Origin of the sequence: Paracoccus sp. SY, assembly GCF_002901215.1 — a bacterium.
Lineage (GTDB): Bacteria > Pseudomonadota > Alphaproteobacteria > Rhodobacterales > Rhodobacteraceae > Paracoccus > Paracoccus acridae.
This window is the reverse complement of the sequence record NZ_NWMQ01000003.1, coordinates 66,426-83,112: the sequence shown is the minus strand read 5'-3', so window position 1 is coordinate 83,112 and position 16,687 is coordinate 66,426. Positions and strand designations below refer to the sequence as shown.

Below are 16,687 nucleotides of genomic sequence, written 5' to 3'. Positions count from 1 at the left end.
GACAAAAAACGCGGGATTGATCCAAGCGTTCCATGTGGCCATTCCGCCTGATTTCGTGCATACAACAACTGTGCATTGTTAATGCATTCACAATTTCACCCGTAGGATGCACCCCGCTTCAAAAGGTGAAACCATGCCTAATCCCTTGCAAATGTCTGCCGTCCTGGTCTGCGCCGTCCTGGCTGGTTGCGCACAGGCCCCGTCAAATCCCAAGAGCAGTGGCGATGATCCCCATGCCATGCAACTGATGTCCGCGGGCCAGGCGACTTGCCTGCCGACCAGTCCCGGCCAGAACGACCATGGCGCGGCGGCCACCAACGCGCTGCGCAGCGCGGCCGGATTGCCTCCGGTAAGGCCCAATCCCGTCCTGGCCCGGGTCGCGGCCCAGCACGCCTGCGACATGGCGCAGCGTGGCCGCATGACCCATACCGGCAGCAGGACGGCCGGTCCAGGGCCGCGCGTCAAGGCGGCGGGCTATGCGCCCCGCGTCACGGCGGAAAACATCGCGGCGGGGCCGTTCTCTCAGGAACGGGTTCTGGCGGAATGGAACGCGTCCAGCGGGCACCGGGCCAATATCCTGATCCCGCAGATGCGCGATTACGGCATCGGCCAGGCGATCGGGCCGGATGGCAAGACGCGGTTCTGGGCGGCGGTCTATGCCGCGCCGAAGTGATCAGGCCGGTTCCGGCAGGACCGGCATGTCCGTGAACTGCATCCGCGCCAGCCGGGCGTAAAGCCCGCCTTCGGCCACCAGGGCGTCATGGGTGCCTTGGGCGACGATGCGGCCCCCATCGAAGACCACGATGCGGTCGGCCTTCTTCACCGTGGCCAGCCGGTGCGCCACGACGACCGTGGTGCGGCCTTCGGACAGGCGGTTCACGGCGGCCTGCACCAGCGATTCAGATTCCGCATCCAGCGCGCTTGTCGCCTCGTCCAGCAGCAGGACCGGCGCGTCGCGCAGGATGGCGCGGGCGATGGCGATCCGCTGTCGCTGGCCCCCGGACAGCATCACCCCGCGTTCGCCCAGCGGGGTGTCGTAACCCTGTGGCAGGGCGGTGATGAAGTCATGGGCATGGGCCGCGCGGGCCGCGGCCTCGACCTCGGACGCGGGGGCGTCGGGGCGGCCGAGGCGGATGTTTTCCAGCGCGGTCGTGGCGAAGATCACCGGATCCTGCGGCACCAGGGCCATGGCCTGCCGGAAATCCGCCCGCGCCATGTCGCGAAGGTCGATGCCGTCCAGCGTCACCCGCCCCGCAGCCGGATCCCAGAACCGCTGGATCAGCTGGATCACGGTCGTCTTGCCCGCACCCGAGGGGCCGACCAGGGCCACCGTCTCGCCCGGCCGGATGGTCAGGCCGACCCCTTCCAAGGCCGAGACATCGGGCCGCGTGGGATATCGGAAGCTGACGCCTTCCAGCGCGATATGGCCGCGCACGGGGCGCGGCAGGGGCACGGGACGGGCGGGGTCGGTCAACGCGTCCTCGGCCGCAAGCAGTTCGCCCAGGCGTTCGGTCGCGCCCGCCGCGCGCTGCAATTCGCCCCAGATTTCCGACAGCGCCCCGGTCGAACTGGCGACAAGGATCGCATAGATCACGAACTGCACCAGTTGCCCGGCGGTCATCACGCCGGCCTGGACGTCGCGCGCGCCGATCCACAGAACACCGATCACGCCCGCGAAGATCAGGAAAATCACGATGGCCGTCATCACCGCCCGCGTGCGGATCCGCGTCAGGGCCACGCCGAAGGACCGTTCGGTCACGTCGTCGAAGCGGGCGATGCTGCGCCCTTCATGCGTATAGGCCTGCACCGTCTGCGCCGCCAGCAGGGTTTCCGACGCCGCGCCCGAGGATGCCGCGATCCAGTCCTGGTTGGCGCGCGACAGCCCGCGCAGGCGGCGACCCAGCACGATGATCGGCACCAGGATCACCGGGATGATCAGCAGCACCAACCCCATCAGCTTCAACGAGGTGAAGGCCAGCATCCCAAGCCCGCCCGCCAGGATGATCATGTTGCGCAGCGCGATCGACAGGGACGACCCGATCACCGACTGGATCAAGGTGGTGTCGGTGGTGATGCGCGACAGGATTTCCCCGGTCATCACCCGTTCGAAGAAGCCCGGCGACAGGGTGACGACGCGGGCGAAGACCGCCTTGCGGATATCGGCCACGACCCGTTCGCCCAGCCGGGTGACAAAGTAATACCGCGCCGCCGTGCCAAGCGCCAACGCCGCCACGATCAGCAGGGCCGCGCCGAAATATTCGTCCAGCAGTCCCGCCCCGTCGTCGAAATTGTCCACCACCCGGCGCGCGGCCAGCGGCAGGACCAGACTGATGGCCGAAGTCGCGGCAAGCGCGATCAGCGCCAGCACCACCTGCAGGCGATAGGGCCGCAGGAACGGTCCCAAGGCACGCAGCGCACCCACGCGCTTGCTGGTGGGCCGGTCGTGAATGATTGTCGTGCCGCGTGCCATATCTGCCTTGTCCGGTAGCTGTGCCCCCAGGGGTTTAGGGGCTGGCAGCCCTCAGGACAAGCGCGGGGCGCCGGGGATCAGACTTCCGTTCGCAAGCTGGTCCGCGATCCGATCCACCGCCCCCGCCAGCTTTTCGTCGATGATGTGCAGGTATTGCGTCCAGTCCGACAGGGTCTGCAGTTCGGCCGCCCCGTCGGAAATGCCGCGCAATCCGATCAGCGGCACCCCGAAATGCTGGGCCGCGCGCAGATGGGAAAAGGTTTCCATGTCCACCATGTCCTCGGCGATGTCGTCATAGGCCGCGCCGCTGACGATGTTGGCGCCGGTGGACAGGGTCGCGGCCGGGATCCCCTCGACCCGGTGGGGCAGGGCGACCCGGACCGGCAGATCCAGCAGCGGCGTGCGCCCCTTTTCGAAGCCCAGGAGCGATGCGTCCATGTCGCGATAGGCCACCGCCGTGACCTGGTAAACCTCGGCCTGTTCCAGCCGTGCCGATCCGGCCGATCCCAGCGACACGATCAGCCGGGGCAGGTCCGCCATCCCGGCCAGGGCGGCCGTCAGTTGCACGGCAGCCTCGACCGGGCCGATGCCGGTGATCAGGGGGTCGATCCGGGCGCGCAGGGCGGGGCCGTATTCGGCCTCGGCCGCCATGACGAACAGGACAGGGGTATCCGCGATCAGGGTGGGGGACTTGGGCATGAAACCTCGTGGCGCTTGCCTTGGCAGGGGTGGCACGGGGCGGGGTCGCGGGTCAAGCATTGGCCCTTGCGGGGCCTTCGGCATCCGTGTCAGGTGCGGCCCATGGGAAAGGTCAGCGAACTTCATCGGCAGCGCGTGGCAGAAGGCCGGATCGAGCCGGATCCGGCGCAGCTTTCCGTTCTGCCGCATCTGGACCGGGTTCTGGACGACATCGCCGCCACGCCCGCGCCCGAAAAGCGGTCGGCCTGGCGCGTCTTCCTGGGCGTCGGCAGCCCCCCGCCGCCGGTCCCTGCGGCCAGGGGGCTTTACCTTTGGGGGGGTGTCGGGCGCGGCAAGTCGATGCTGATGGACCTGCTGGCCGAGGCCGCGACGGTGCCCGCCCGGCGCGTGCATTTCCACGAATTCATGCAGGAGATCCAGGCGGGCCTGAACCGCGCCCGTCAGCGGGGCGACCAAGACACCGTGCGTCCCGTCGCGCTTGAGGTCGCGGCCAAGGTCCGGCTTTTGTGCTTCGACGAGATGCAGATCACCGACATCGCCGACGCGATGATCGTCGGACGGCTGTTCCAGGTCCTGCTGGAACAGGGGGTGGTGATCGTCACGACATCCAACCGCGTGCCCGAGGATCTGTACAAGCACGGGCTGAACCGGCAGCTTTTCCTGCCCTTCATCGACCTGATCCGCCAGCGGCTTGAGGTCGTGTGCCTGGACAGCCCCGTGGACCACCGGCAGGGCCGGGCGACGGGCGGTCAGGTGTGGTTCTGCCCGGCCGATGCCTCTGCCAGGGCCGCGATGGACGCGATCTGGGACGACCTGACGGGCGGCGGCAAGGGCGAGGCCCGGCGGATCGAGGTCGGCGGGCGCAGCTTCACGCTGGAGGCCTTTGCGGACGGCGTAGGCCGGTCCAGTTTCTGGGATCTGTGCGGCAAGCCGCTGGGACCGGCGGATTACCTGGCGCTGTCGCGCGAGGTGCAGGTGCTGATGATCGACGGGATCCCGCGCCTGTCCGCGTCCAATTACAACGAGGCCAAGCGTTTCGTCACCCTGATCGACGCGATCTATGAAGCCAAGGTGCGGCTGGTCGCCAGCGCGGCGGACCAGCCGGAACAGCTTTACAACGAAGGCGAGGGCAGCTTCGAGTTCGAGCGCACCGCCAGCCGCCTGCGCGAAATGCAGGACGCGGGCTGGGGGCAGGGGGCCTAGGGCCTTCAGCCGTTTTCGCGCAGCACCCGGCCCGCGAGATAGAGCGACCCGCAGATCAGGATCCGCGCGTGTGGATCCCGCACGGCGATTGCCGAAACGGCGGCCGCCGCATCTTCGGCCACACCCGCGATCATGCCGACGCTTGCCGCGACGCCCGCGGTGGTGGCAGCGGGCAGGGTATTCGGCTCTCCGGGGATGTCGATGGCGGTCAGGGAACAGGCTTGCGCCGCCAAGGGGCGCAGATAGCCGGCGATGTCCTTTGTGTTCAGCATCCCGCAGACAAGATGCGTCGGCCGCATCGGCAGGGCGGCAAGCGTGGCGGCAAGCGCCTCGCCCCCGGCCGGGTTGTGGCCGCCGTCGAGCCACAGTTCGGCCTGCGGACCTGCCAGATCGACCAGCGGGCCGTGGCGCAGCCGCTGCATCCGGGCGGGCCATTCAGCCTGCGTGACCGCCGCGCGCGCCTGGGCATCGGTCGCGCCCAGGTGGCGCAGCGCGGCAAGGGCGGTGCCGGCGTTCTGGATCTGGTGCGGGCCGATCAGGTTCGGCAGCGGCAGGTCCCACAGCCCGTGGTCGTCTTGATAGACCATGCCGCCCCGGTCCGGCGCGATCATCCAGTGCTGGCCATGGGCGAAAACGGGCGCTGTCAGGCCGGAGGCCCTGGCCTCGATCACGCGCAGGGCCTCGTCGTCCTGCGGACCCACGACGACAGGCACGCCGCGCTTGATGATGCCCGCCTTTTCACCCGCGATCAGCGGCAGCGTCTCGCCCAGGTATTGGGTATGGTCGATGCTGACCGGCGTGATGACCGTCAGGCGGGGGCTGTCGATCACGTTGGTCGCGTCCAGCCTGCCGCCAAGGCCGACTTCGAGCAGGGTATAGTCGGCGGGCGTGCGGGAAAAGGCCAGGAAGGCCGCTGCCGTGGTGATCTCGAAGAAGGTGATGGGTTGGCCGATGTTGGCGACCTCGCATTCCTCCAGCGCGGCAGCCAGGTCGGGTTCCGCGATCAGATCGCCCGCCAGGCGGATGCGTTCATGGAAACGCGCCAGATGCGGCGAGGTATAGGCATGGACGCGGGCGCCCCCGGCCTGCAGCCCGGCCCGGATCATCGCCTGAGTGCTGCCCTTGCCGTTGGTGCCCGCGATGTGGATCACCGGCGGGATGCGGCGTTCGGGATTGCCGAGCGCCGCCAGCAGCCGGTGCATCCGGTCGAGCGACAGGTCGATGACCTTGGGATGCAGGGACATCAGGCGGTCCAGGATGGCGTCGGAATGGCTCATGGCAGATCAAGCCGGGGGCCAGCCCCCGGACCCCCGGGATATTTGGACACAGAAGATGGTCAGTCGGCGGGCGCGGGTTCCGGCTGGGCGGGTTCGACCGCAGGCGAAGGCAGGTCGGCGCGGGTCGGCGCGGACAAGCCCCCCACCATGCGCAGGATCGAGACCAGTTCGTCGCGCAGCTGCTTGCGGTGCGTCACCCGGTCCAGCATCCCGTGTTCCAGAAGGTATTCGGCGCGCTGGAAGCCCTCGGGCAGTTTTTCGCGGATGGTTTGTTCAATCACGCGGGGACCGGCAAAGCAGATCAGGGCGTTGGGTTCGGCGATCTGGATGTCGCCCAGCATCGCATAGCTGGCGGTGACGCCGCCCGTGGTCGGGTGGGTCAGCACGACGATATAGGGCAGGCCCGCCTCGCGCAGCATTTCCACAGCGACGGTGGTGCGGGGCATCTGCATCAGGGACAGGATGCCTTCCTGCATTCGGGCGCCGCCTGCTGCGGAAAACAGCACCAGGGGACGCTTGGTCTTAACGGCCCGTTCAGCGGCGGCGATGATGGCGTTGCCCACATACATGCCCATCGACCCGCCCATGAAGCTGAAGTCCTGGGCTGCGGCGATGATGGGGGTGCGGCCGATCTCTCCCTCGGCGACCAGCATGGCCTCTTTCTCGCCGGTGGATTTCTGCGCGGCCTTCATGCGGTCGGGGTATTTCTTCTGGTCGCGGAACTGCAGCGGGTCGGCGATGGGTTCGGGAACCTTGACTTCCAGGAAGGCGCCGCCGTCGAATAGCGCGGTGAAGCGGTCGCGCGGGCTGATCGCCAGGTGGTGGTCGCAGCTGGTGCAGACGTTCAGGTTGTCCGACAGTTCGCGATGGAACAGCATCGTCCCGCATTCGGGGCATTTGGTCCACAGGTTCTCGGGCACCTCTCGGCGCGAGAACAGCGAATTGATGCGCGGACGGACGTAGTTGGTTATCCAGTTCATTCGCGGGCGGCCCCTGCTGTTTTCAAGCCCCCGAGATAGGCCGCGACGGGGGGAATTGCAATTGCCGTGGCGGGCGGGAATGATGCGCGGCATGTGGACCTCGTTCCTTGTCATGCTGCATACGACGGTCACGCTGGCCCTGATCGCGCGCGTCCTGATCCGCCCGCGGCTGGATCCCTCGGTCCGCCTGGCCTGGATCATGGTGATCGAGGCGCTGCCGGTCGTCGGCATCCTGTCCTATGTCCTGTTCGGAGAGGTGCGCCTGAACCAGGCCGAGGTGCAGCGCATGGCCGACGTGCGCGACAGGCTGACGAACCTGCGCATCCCGAACCCCGCCGTGATCGCCGAGCCCCCGCATTACGCGCTGCCGGTGGTGGCTGCGAATGCGGCCGTGGGGGGCATGTCGGCGCTGACCGGAAACCGCATCCGCCTGCTGGAGGAAGGCGACGAGGCCATCGACCGGATGATCGACGCCATCGACCGCGCCACGGATCACGTCCATATCCTGTTCTATATCTGGCTGCCCGACCATTCCGGGCAGAAGGTGGCCGAGGCCGTGGCCCGCGCCGCCAGCCGCGGGGTCGAGTGCCGGGTGATCGTGGATGCCCTTGGTTCGCGCCTGCTGGTCAGATCCCCCTTGTGGATCCAGATGCAGGAAGCCGGGGCCGCATGCGTCACGGCCTTCCCTTGGGGCCTGCCCTTCATCAGCGTACTGTTCCGCAGGCTGGATCTGCGCAACCACCGCAAGATCCTTGTCGTGGACAACCGCATTGCCTTTTCCGGCAGCCGCAACTGCGCCGACATGGCCTTCGCCATCAAGCCGCGCTTCGCGCCCTGGGTCGATATCGTGATGTCGGTCGAAGGCCCGGTCGTGCGGCAGTTCCAGTCGGTCTTCCTGGGCGACTGGATGAGCTATACCGGCAAGGATCTGGGCTATATGCTGCTGCCCGTCGAACCCGTCGCCGATCCGGGCGACATCGCCCAGGTCATTCCCACGGGACCGGACCGGCGGCAGGGCTCGATTTCCGACTGTCTGGCGGGGATGCTGCACGCGGCGCGCGACCGGGTGGTCATCACGACCCCCTACTATGTCCCCGACACCGCCCTTGATGCCGCCGTGCGCGCCGCCGCCCGACGCGGGGTCGAGGTCACGATGATCCTGCCCGCGCGCAACGATTCCATCGTGGTGGGCGCGACCAGCCAGGGGTTCTATTACGGGCTGCTGTCGGCAGGGGCGCGGATCATGCTGTTCCAGGACGGGCTGCTGCATTCCAAGATCATGACCGTCGATGGCCGCATGGGCATGGTCGGCAGCGCCAACCTGGACCGCCGCAGCTTCGAGTTGAACTACGAGGTGAACATGGCGGTCTTCGACCTCGAATTCATCGAGGAACTGGATGCCCGGCAGGACAGCTATGTCGAACGCTCGCGCGAGATCACGCTGGAGGAGGTTCGCAACTGGTCGGTCCTGCGCCGGTTGCGCAACAACCTGCTGGCCCTGGCATCGCCCTTGTTGTGAGGAAGAATGGAGCAAGACGACATCACCGCGCGCCTGTCCCGGCTGAACGGATGGACGCTTTCATCCGACGGACGCGCGATCACCCGGCGCTTCGACTTCAAGGGCTTCGCCAAGGCGGTCGAGATGGCGAACCTGGCGGCCTGGCTGGGCAACAAGCAGGGCCACCATCCCGATGTCGCCTTTGGCTGGGGCTATTGCCAGGTGTCCTTCACGACCCATGACACGGGCGGCCTGACCGAGGCCGACTTCGCCTGCGCCGCGCGTCTGGACGAACTGGTTGCGTGACGCTTGTTCGCCTTCCGGTTGCGGTTTATTCAGGCAGCGCAAGGAAGGGGGCCGCGATGAAGCGTTTGTTGGAGATCCTGCAATCGGACCGAAGCCGCGTCGATTGGGCGCGTCTGGCCGATCGCCAGGACCGCAAGCCGCGCCCTGTCGATCCCGAATTGCGGGAACGCGCGCAGGCGCTGCATCGCCAGCTGGGGCGTTTCCTGCAAGCGTCGGACCCCTGGATGCTGCGCCCGGTCGGGGTGCCGGATGCGGATCTGCCGCCCGGCACGGACTGGCACTGGCGTCCCCGGCTGTTCATGGGCCGGATCAGCCCGCAAGCCATCGCCGCCCCCGGGGAACGGCCACCGGCTGGGCGAGGATGCGGCCCTGTGGCACGACTGTGGTCACAAGGCATTGATCCTGCGGCAACGATCCCGTCCTCGGCCGGGGCAGGCGGCCTGCCATGGCCTGGTGATCGAGATGCTGGGCTTTTCCGGCAGCTTCCTGTCGCTGGCCCTGGACCTGCCGGCCGAGGCGCTGGACGGCCTGGCGGCCGAGCGGATCCTGCGGCTGGATACGGTAGTGGATGCGGAACGCCCGATCACCCTTTATGCCCGGATCAACCTGGTTCAGGGGCCGAACACCCAGACGGTGCTGCGCCAGCTTGGCCACCCGGTCGCGGGGCAGGGCGCGGCGCGGCAGGCGGAATTCGATCTGGCCTATGCCGACCTTGCCAACCGCCCGGTTGAACGGGCCTGGCTGGACCTGATCTTCGAGGCGCCGCGCATGAACGCCGTCACCGTCAACGATGCGGTCCTGTCGGGCCGCCCGCGTGCGCAGGCTTGAAGGGATGGGCATGACGTTCGAAAGCCATGGCGTGTCGGCCGGATGCTGGACCGGCACGCTGCAATCCGACAGCCCCCCCGCCCCCTTGTCCGTGACCCATCGGGGGACAGTGGTGACCCAGGCCACCCTGCGTGAGGCAGGGCCCGGCGTCTGGGCGGTTTCGGCCGATCTTCCGCCTTCGGTCATCGACAATGGCGTCCACAGCCTGTTGCTGGTGGCCGGGGACAGTGTGCTGGCCGGTCTGACCCTGGTTGCGGGAACGGTTGCGGGCGACGACCTGCTGGCCGAGGTCGCGCAGCTTCGCGCCGAACTGGACCTGCTGAAACGAGAGTTCCGCCGCCTTGCGGCGGGCGGCTGAGGCGATGTCACGGGCCTGACACGCTTTCTTGCGAAAAGCCCTTGCCGTCTCTATATCGGCCGTTCCGCTTTCAGCCAAAGGTTCGCATGGCCGCGATGCAGACGCCCTTCTATCTGATCGACAAGCCGGCGCTTCGCCGCAATATGGAACAGATCGCCCGCCTGCGCGAAGCGTCGGGCGCCAAGGCGCTGCTGGCGCTGAAATGCTTTGCGACATGGTCGGTCTTCGACTTCATGCGCGACTACATGGACGGCACCACATCATCGTCGCTGTTCGAGCTGCGCCTGGGGCACGAGGAATTCGGCAAGGAAACCCACGCCTATTCCGTCGCCTGGGCCGATCACGAGATCGACGAGGCGGTGGGTTACGCCGACAAGATCATCTTCAACAGCCTGTCCCAGCTTGACCGCTTCGACAACAAGGCGGCGGGGATCGCGCGCGGGCTGCGCCTGAACCCGCGCTTTTCGACCAGCGGCTTCGACCTGGCCGACCCGGCGCGGCCCTTCAGCCGCCTGGGCGAATGGGATCTGTCGCGGCTGGAACAGGCGATGGACCGCATCAGCGGGGTGATGATCCATTACAACTGCGAAAACCGCGACTTCGACCTGTTCGACAGCCAGTTGACCCGGATCGAAACCGAGTTCGGCGAGATCCTGAAGCGCCTGGACTGGGTCAGCCTTGGCGGCGGCATCCATTTCACGGGCGAGGGTTATCCGATCGACCGGCTGGCCGACCGGCTGAAGGCCTTCCAGGACCGCTTCGGCGTCCAGGCCTATCTGGAACCGGGCGAGGCCAGCATCACCGGCACAACCTCGCTGGAGGTGAGCGTGCTGGACGTCATCGACAATGGCAAGCAGGTCGCCATCGTGGACAGCAGCATCGAGGCGCATATGCTGGACCTGCTGATCTATCGCGAAACGGCCAAGCTGCCGCAGTCGGGCGACCACGAATACCAGGTCGCGGGCAAGACCTGCCTTGCGGGCGACATCTTCGGCGATGCGCGCTTTCCGCAGCCCTTGCAGGTCGGAGACCGGATCAGCATCGCGGATGCGGCGGGCTATACCATGGTCAAGAAGAACTGGTTCAACGGCGTCGCCATGCCCGCCATCGCCATCAGGGAAGACGACGGCAGCATTCGCACCGTTCGCGAATTCCCCTATGAAGACTACAAGTCCAGCCTCTCCTGAGGCGCCCTCTCTGCAACCCCGGAAAGGATCCAGAATTGGCCAAGAAGAACGTCCTCATCATCGGCGCGGGTGGCGTCGCGCAAGTCGTGGCGCACAAGGTGGCGCAACAGGCTGCGGAATTCGGCGATCTGCACATCGCCAACCGCACCCAGGCACGCGCTGACGCGATCATCCAGACCCTGCGCGACAAGGGCCACCAGATGCCCTTCACCAGCCATGCGCTGGACGCGATGGATGCGGGCGCGGTCGAGGCGCTGATCCGCAAGCTGGACGCAGGGATCGTCATCAATGTGGGGACGGCCTTCATCAACATGACCGTTCTGGAAGGCTGCATCCGTGCGGGCGCGGCCTATATCGACACGGCCATCCACGAGGATCCGACGAAGATCTGCGAAACGCCGCCCTGGTACGGCAATTATGAATGGAAGCGGCGCGAGGATGTGGTGGCGGCCGGGATCACCGCGATCCTGGGCGCGGGCTTCGATCCGGGCGTGGTCAACGCCTATGCCCGCCTGGCCGAGGATGAATATTTCGACAAGATCGACAGCATCGACATCGTGGACATCAACGCCGGTTCCCATGGCCGCTGGTTCGCCACGAACTTCGACCCCGAGATCAACTTCCGCGAATTCACCGGCGTGGTCTATTCCTGGCAGGGCGGCGAATGGCGCACCAACCAGATGTTCGAGGTCGGCCGCGAATGGGACCTGCCGGTCGTCGGCAAGCAGAAGGCCTATCTGTCGGGCCATGACGAGGTTCACAGCCTGTCCGCCCGATACAAGGACGCGGACGTGCGCTTCTGGATGGGCTTCGGCGACCACTATATCAATGTCTTCACGGTGCTGAAGAACCTGGGCCTTCTGTCCGAACAGCCGGTGAAGACCGCCGAGGGGCAAGAGGTCGTGCCCTTGAAGGTCGTCAAGGCCGTGCTGCCCGACCCGGCCAGCCTTGCCCCCGACTATACCGGCAAGACCTGCATCGGCGATCTGGTCAAGGGCAGCCTGGACGGCAAGCCGGGCGAGGTCTTCATCTACAACGTCGCCGACCACAAGGAAGCCTTCGCCGAGGTCGGCAGCCAGGGCATCAGCTATACCGCCGGCGTGCCCCCGGTTGCGGCGGCGGTGCTGGTCGCCCGCGGCATCTGGGACGTGAAGAAGATGGTCAATGTCGAGGATTTGCCGGCGCGGCCCTTCCTTGAGTTGCTGGGGCAGATGGGCCTGCCCACGCGGGTGATCGACGCCACCGGCGACCACCCGATCTGACACGACTGCCCGACCGGCATCCACGGCGGCCCGGAACGTCCGGGCCGCCGCTTGCGTTCGAACCCGGCATGGGTTCAGGGGGGGGCGCATTGGCGGACAAGCGATACAGCTTCCCGCGTTTCGGCGCGGATGGCAGCGGCGCCAGCGAACGCGCGGCGAACTGGGCGGTCATCGGAATCTTCCTGATCCTCGCCTTTGCCGCCATCGCGGCGGGCCGCGACTTCCTGATGCCGGTCACGCTGGCGGTCCTGCTGTTCTTCGTCTTCACGCCATTGCGGCGCCTGGCCCGGCGGCGCGGCATCCCGGACTGGCTGACCGCGACAGGCGTCACGCTGGGGCTTGTGATGGCGGTCGCGCTGATCGCCTATGCCGCCAGCGGGCCGATCAGCCAGGCCACCCATAACCTGCCCATGATCAGCACCCGGCTGGAACACAAGTTCGAGGAGGTGCGCGCCTCGATCGAGGACTTGCAGAAGGCTGCCGAGAAGATCGACGAGGTCCAAAGCGGCGGCAGCGATGCCGGCGCCACCATCACCGTCGAACAGGAAACCGACAGCACCCTGAAATCGCTGGTCAAGTTCACCCCGACCATTGCCGGGCAGGTGGTGTTCACGCTGGTCCTGCTGTTCTTCATGCTGGGGTCGGGCGATCTTCTGTATCTCAAGATCGTGCAAAGCTTCGATTCCATGTCCGAAAAGCGAAGCGCCTATCTGGCCCTGCGCCAGATCGAGGATTCGCTGGGCAATTACCTGGGCGCGATCACCATCATCAACGCGGGCCTGGGCCTGGCTATCGGACTGGCGATGTTCGCCTGGGGAATGCCCGGCGCGCTGCTGTTCGGCCTGGGCGCCTTTGTGCTGAATTTCATCCCCTATCTGGGGGCGATCGCGGGCGTCGCCACGGCAGGGCTTGTCGCCCTTGTGGTGATGCCTGGGGTCTTCTGGCCGATGATGGTGGCGGGAACATACATGATGCTGACCGCGCTGGAAGGGCAGGTGATCACGCCCTATTTCGTGTCGCGCCGGTTGCAGATGAACACGGTGGTGGTGTTCCTGGCCGTCGCATTGTGGGCCTGGCTGTGGTCGGTGATCGGCATGATCATCGCGGTCCCCGTCCTGGTCGTCATGCGGGTGCTGGCCGACTATGTGCCGGGCTGGGAAAAGTTCGGGAATTTCCTGGCGGGCGAGGATCCCCCCGCCATTGAGGACGAGGACGAGGAAGAAGCCCGAGAGATCGTCGAGGCCGGTTCCGAGGCCGAGGACGAGGTTTCCGCACGGGCCGTCACCGCCGAGGTGGTCGAGGACAACGAGACCGTCTAGGACGCCCCAGACTTTTTCCGAAACACAGAAAAACTTTTCACGCATCTTGGAAAGCGGGCCTTCATGGCGTAAATGACGGCAAAGTGCGCAATGGTATACCGTTGCCCGACGTGGAAGGAGAGCGCGATGACCGACACCTGTTACACCCAAAGGCATGGCCTGGACGTGGCCGAGGAACTGGCCGCCTTCGTGGAAGGCCGCGTGCTGCCCGGCACGGGCGTCGATGCGGACCGCTTCTGGTCGGGCTATGCCGGGTTGCTGGCGGAATTCTCGGCCGAGAACCGTGCGCTGCTGCAGCGTCGCGCGGAATTTCAGTCCCAGATCGACGCCTGGCACAAGGCGCGCGGCAACCAGCCCTGGGATACGGCGGCCTATCGCGCCTTCCTGACGGAAATCGGCTATCTCGTCCCCGAACCCGCGCCCTTCGCCATCGACAACGGCCGGATCGACCCGGAAATCGCGCAGGTCGCCGGGCCGCAGCTTGTGGTGCCGGTCAGCAATGCCCGCTTCGCGCTGAACGCCGCCAATGCCCGCTGGGGATCGCTTTACGACGCGCTTTACGGGTCGGACGCGATGGGACCGCCGCCTGCGCCGGGTTCGCTGGATCCGGCCCGCCGCGACGCCGTGGTGGCGCGTGCCGCACAGTTTCTGGACGAGACCTTCCCCCTGACCACGGGCAGCCATGCCGAGGTGTCGGGCTATCGCGCCGATGCCGAAGGGCTGAAGGCCACGATCGAATGGTCCGAGGTGACGCTGCGCGATCCGTCTGCCTTTGTCGGCCGTCGGGTCGAGGGCGGGGACACCGCCCTGGTCCTGCGCCATAACGGGCTGCATGTCGAACTGGTCATCAATCCCGATCATCCCATCGGCGCCGCATCCCCGTCGGGACTGCGCGACGTCATCATGGAAGCCGCGCTGACCGCCATCCAGGATTGTGAGGACAGCGTGGCCGCCGTGGATGCCGAGGACAAGGTCGGCGTTTATGCCAACTGGCTGGGCCTGATGAAGGGCGACCTGACCGATACCTTCGAAAAAGGCGGCAAGCAGATGACCCGCCGCCTTGCCGGGGATCGCGATGTCACGCGCCCCGACGGCAGCACCATCACCCTGCCGGGTCGCGCGCTGCTGCTGGTGCGCAACGTGGGCCTGCTGATGACGACCGACGCGGTTCGCCTGGACGGGCAGGACACGCCGGAAGGGCTGATGGACGCGATGGTCACGGTGGCCTGTTCGCTCCACGACCTGAAGAAGTCCGACGGGCCGCGCAACAGCCGCGTCGGGTCGATCTATGTGGTCAAGCCCAAGATGCACGGCCCGGACGAAGCCGCCTTCGCCGACCGCACCTTCACCAGGGTCGAGGAAATCCTGGGCCTGCCCGCCAACACTGTGAAGCTGGGCCTGATGGATGAGGAACGCCGCACAAGCGCCAACCTTGCCGCGACCATCCATGCCCTGCGCAACCGGCTGTTCTTCGTCAACACCGGGTTCCTGGACCGCACCGGGGACGAGATCCACACGTCCATGCAGGCGGGCGCCTTTGCCGGGCGCGACGCCGCGCGGAAATCGGGCTGGCTCAAGGCCTATGAGGATCGCAACGTGCTGATCGGCTTGAACGCCGGGCTGCGCGGCAAGGCCCAGATCGGCAAGGGCATGTGGGCCAAGCCCGACGCCCTGGCCGAGATGCTGGAGGCCAAGATCGGCCACCCCCGCGCGGGTGCGAACACCGCCTGGGTGCCAAGCCCCACGGCGGCGACGCTGCACGCGCTGCATTACCACATGGTCGATGTGGCCGCGCGCCAGGACGAACTGGCAGGCCAGCCGGTGCCGGATCTGGACGTGCTGCTGACCCCGGCGCTGATGGGCGATGCGCCCTTGTCGCAGGATGCGATCCTGCGCGAACTGGACAACAGCGCCCAGGGCATCCTGGGCTATGTGGTCCGCTGGGTCGATCAGGGCGTCGGCTGTTCCAAGGTTCCCGACATCGACGACGTGCCGATGATGGAGGACCGCGCCACCTGCCGCATCAGCGCGCAACTGCTGGCGAACTGGCTGGAACAGCGGCTGATCACCCGCGACCAGGTCGAGGACGCGCTGCGCCGCATGGCGCTGAAGGTGGACGAACAGAACGCGGGCGACCCGAACTATCACCCGATGGCCCCCGGCTTCGACGGCCCCGCCTTCGAGGCCGCGCGGGATCTGGTGCTGACGGGAACGACGCAGCCTTCGGGCTATACCGAACCCGCGCTGCACGCGCGGCGCCGGCAGGCCAAGGCGCTGCGGGCTAGCCCCGCGTCGTCATCCATACGCCAGCCAGCGTGACGCCAAGGCCCGCGAACATGGCGGCGGTCAGGGGTTCTGAAAACAGCGCCCATGACCAAAGCATGGTGACCGGCGGGCTGAGATAGATGGCGGCGCTGACCCTGGCCACCGGGAACAGGCGCAGCATGGTGTAATAGACGCCGTAAGCTGCGAAGGTGCCCAGAACCACCAGCCAGGCCATGCCGATGGCGAAATCCCGCGTCATCGGCGGGGCCAGGTCGCCCTGCCATGCCGCGCAAAGGCCGAACAGCGCCGCCCCGGTCAGGGAATGGATGCACAGGCTTTGATGCACCGGCAGGCGCAGGCCCGGCCATTTCCTGTGCAGCACCGTCGCCAGGGCGAAGACCAGCGTCGATCCCACCGTCAGGGCATAGGCCCAGGGCGGGGCAGTCCCCAGCCCCAGGCTGTCGAAGGACACGATGAACACCCCCAGGACCGCAAGGCCGGTGCCTTGCCATTGCCGCGCGCTGAGCCTTTCGCCCAGGACCGGCTGCGACAGCACGGCGACGGCCAGCGGCAGCAGGTCGGAGATCAGCGCGACCAGTCCCGTCGGCACCCGCTGCCCGATCGCCAGGGCGAAACCGCCAAGGTAGAGAAAGACCGACATCACCCCGAACAGCATCTGGTCCAGGATCTGACGCGGCCGCAGCCTGGACCCGACGATCAATGCGAAGGGCAGCAGGATCAGGCCCGACAACAGCGTGCGCCAGAACAGCAGCAGGGCAATGCTCGCTTCCTCGCTGGCGAAGCGGATGCCGACGAAGCCCGAACTCCAGCTGATCACCAGAAGCGTGGCCATGACCGGCCAGAGAAGCGGGTGCCGCGAAACGGGCAGGGAAGGCGCGGTGAGGGTCATGGAGCGATCCTTTGGCAGGGTGTCGTCCTGCCTTGGTAGGTTGCACCTTTCGGGAAAGCACATGACAAATTTCGATTACGTCATGATGTTGGATTTTATCTCGGCATGATCGGAAGCCTTTTAGG

15 protein-coding genes and 1 pseudogene are annotated in these 16,687 nt (G+C 66.8%); 11 read left to right on the top strand and 5 right to left on the bottom strand.

Features of this window, described 5'->3' with window-relative positions; translation table 11 throughout:
* Window positions 1-238 precede the first annotated feature (238 nt).
* Window positions 239-673 carry a CAP domain-containing protein gene (locus CK944_RS04185; RefSeq protein WP_103171788.1) on the top strand — a complete coding sequence of 145 codons (435 nt, stop codon included), beginning with the start codon at window positions 239-241 and terminating at the stop codon, window positions 671-673.
* On the opposite strand, the gene CK944_RS04180 is transcribed toward CK944_RS04185, so the two are convergent.
* On the bottom strand, window positions 674-2,470 hold the full coding sequence (locus CK944_RS04180; protein WP_103171787.1) for an ABC transporter transmembrane domain-containing protein: 1,797 nt from the start codon (window positions 2,468-2,470) through the stop codon (window positions 674-676).
* A 51-nt stretch (window positions 2,471-2,521) separates the two neighbouring features.
* The gene (locus CK944_RS04175) at window positions 2,522-3,169 is read right to left on the bottom strand and encodes a 5'-methylthioadenosine/S-adenosylhomocysteine nucleosidase (protein ID WP_103171786.1); all 648 of its coding nucleotides are present in this window, start codon (window positions 3,167-3,169) and stop codon (window positions 2,522-2,524) included.
* A 102-nt stretch (window positions 3,170-3,271) separates the two neighbouring features.
* Between CK944_RS04175 and zapE the strand changes: the two genes are divergently transcribed.
* Window positions 3,272-4,372, top strand: a complete 1,101-nt coding sequence (gene zapE, locus CK944_RS04170; RefSeq protein WP_103171785.1) for a cell division protein ZapE — start codon at window positions 3,272-3,274, stop codon at window positions 4,370-4,372.
* 5 nt (window positions 4,373-4,377) lie between these two features.
* Here zapE and CK944_RS04165 read toward each other — a convergent pair whose 3' ends face one another.
* Window positions 4,378-5,649 carry a folylpolyglutamate synthase/dihydrofolate synthase family protein gene (locus CK944_RS04165; protein ID WP_103171784.1) on the bottom strand — a complete coding sequence of 424 codons (1,272 nt, stop codon included), beginning with the start codon at window positions 5,647-5,649 and terminating at the stop codon, window positions 4,378-4,380.
* A gap of 59 nt (window positions 5,650-5,708) precedes the next feature.
* Window positions 5,709-6,629, bottom strand: coding sequence for an acetyl-CoA carboxylase, carboxyltransferase subunit beta (accD, locus tag CK944_RS04160; protein ID WP_103171783.1), 921 nt, complete (start codon window positions 6,627-6,629; stop codon window positions 5,709-5,711).
* Window positions 6,630-6,720: 91 nt separating this feature from the next.
* Between accD and cls the strand changes: the two genes are divergently transcribed.
* The 9 genes and pseudogenes from cls to CK944_RS04115 all read left to right on the top strand — a co-directional run bounded on the left by cls (window position 6,721) and on the right by CK944_RS04115 (window position 15,706).
* Window positions 6,721-8,148: a cardiolipin synthase gene (cls, locus tag CK944_RS04155; RefSeq protein WP_103171782.1), complete on the top strand. Its 1,428-nt coding sequence runs from the start codon at window positions 6,721-6,723 to the stop codon at window positions 8,146-8,148.
* Between the two features lie 6 nt (window positions 8,149-8,154).
* Window positions 8,155-8,433 (top strand): 4a-hydroxytetrahydrobiopterin dehydratase, encoded by a 279-nt coding sequence (locus CK944_RS04150; protein ID WP_103171781.1) that lies wholly within the window; start codon window positions 8,155-8,157, stop codon window positions 8,431-8,433.
* A 56-nt stretch (window positions 8,434-8,489) separates the two neighbouring features.
* Window positions 8,490-8,765, top strand: a pseudogene (locus tag CK944_RS24320) (DUF6478 family protein); the annotation flags it as partial.
* Window positions 8,683-9,261, top strand: coding sequence for a DUF6478 family protein (locus CK944_RS23940; RefSeq protein WP_146038603.1), 579 nt, complete (start codon window positions 8,683-8,685; stop codon window positions 9,259-9,261). The pseudogene CK944_RS24320 and the gene CK944_RS23940, both read left to right, overlap by 83 nt.
* A 10-nt stretch (window positions 9,262-9,271) precedes the next feature.
* Window positions 9,272-9,619 carry a hypothetical protein gene (locus CK944_RS04135; RefSeq protein ID WP_146038602.1) on the top strand — a complete coding sequence of 116 codons (348 nt, stop codon included), beginning with the start codon at window positions 9,272-9,274 and terminating at the stop codon, window positions 9,617-9,619.
* 86 nt (window positions 9,620-9,705) lie between these two features.
* The gene (gene nspC, locus CK944_RS04130; RefSeq protein WP_103171777.1) at window positions 9,706-10,806 is read left to right on the top strand and encodes a carboxynorspermidine decarboxylase; all 1,101 of its coding nucleotides are present in this window, start codon (window positions 9,706-9,708) and stop codon (window positions 10,804-10,806) included.
* A 35-nt stretch (window positions 10,807-10,841) separates the two neighbouring features.
* Window positions 10,842-12,068, top strand: a complete 1,227-nt coding sequence (locus CK944_RS04125; RefSeq protein WP_103171776.1) for a saccharopine dehydrogenase family protein — start codon at window positions 10,842-10,844, stop codon at window positions 12,066-12,068.
* A 68-nt stretch (window positions 12,069-12,136) separates the two neighbouring features.
* On the top strand, window positions 12,137-13,387 hold the full coding sequence (locus tag CK944_RS04120; RefSeq protein ID WP_103171775.1) for an AI-2E family transporter: 1,251 nt from the start codon (window positions 12,137-12,139) through the stop codon (window positions 13,385-13,387).
* A 126-nt stretch (window positions 13,388-13,513) separates the two neighbouring features.
* Entirely contained in the window at window positions 13,514-15,706 is a 2,193-nt protein-coding gene (locus CK944_RS04115; protein WP_103171774.1) for a malate synthase G, read from the top strand.
* Here the strand turns inward: CK944_RS04115 and CK944_RS04110 are convergent.
* The gene (locus CK944_RS04110) at window positions 15,669-16,562 is read right to left on the bottom strand and encodes a DMT family transporter (RefSeq protein WP_103171773.1); all 894 of its coding nucleotides are present in this window, start codon (window positions 16,560-16,562) and stop codon (window positions 15,669-15,671) included. The two genes, CK944_RS04115 and CK944_RS04110, sit on opposite strands and share 38 nt — an antisense overlap.
* Window positions 16,563-16,687 lie beyond the last annotated feature (125 nt).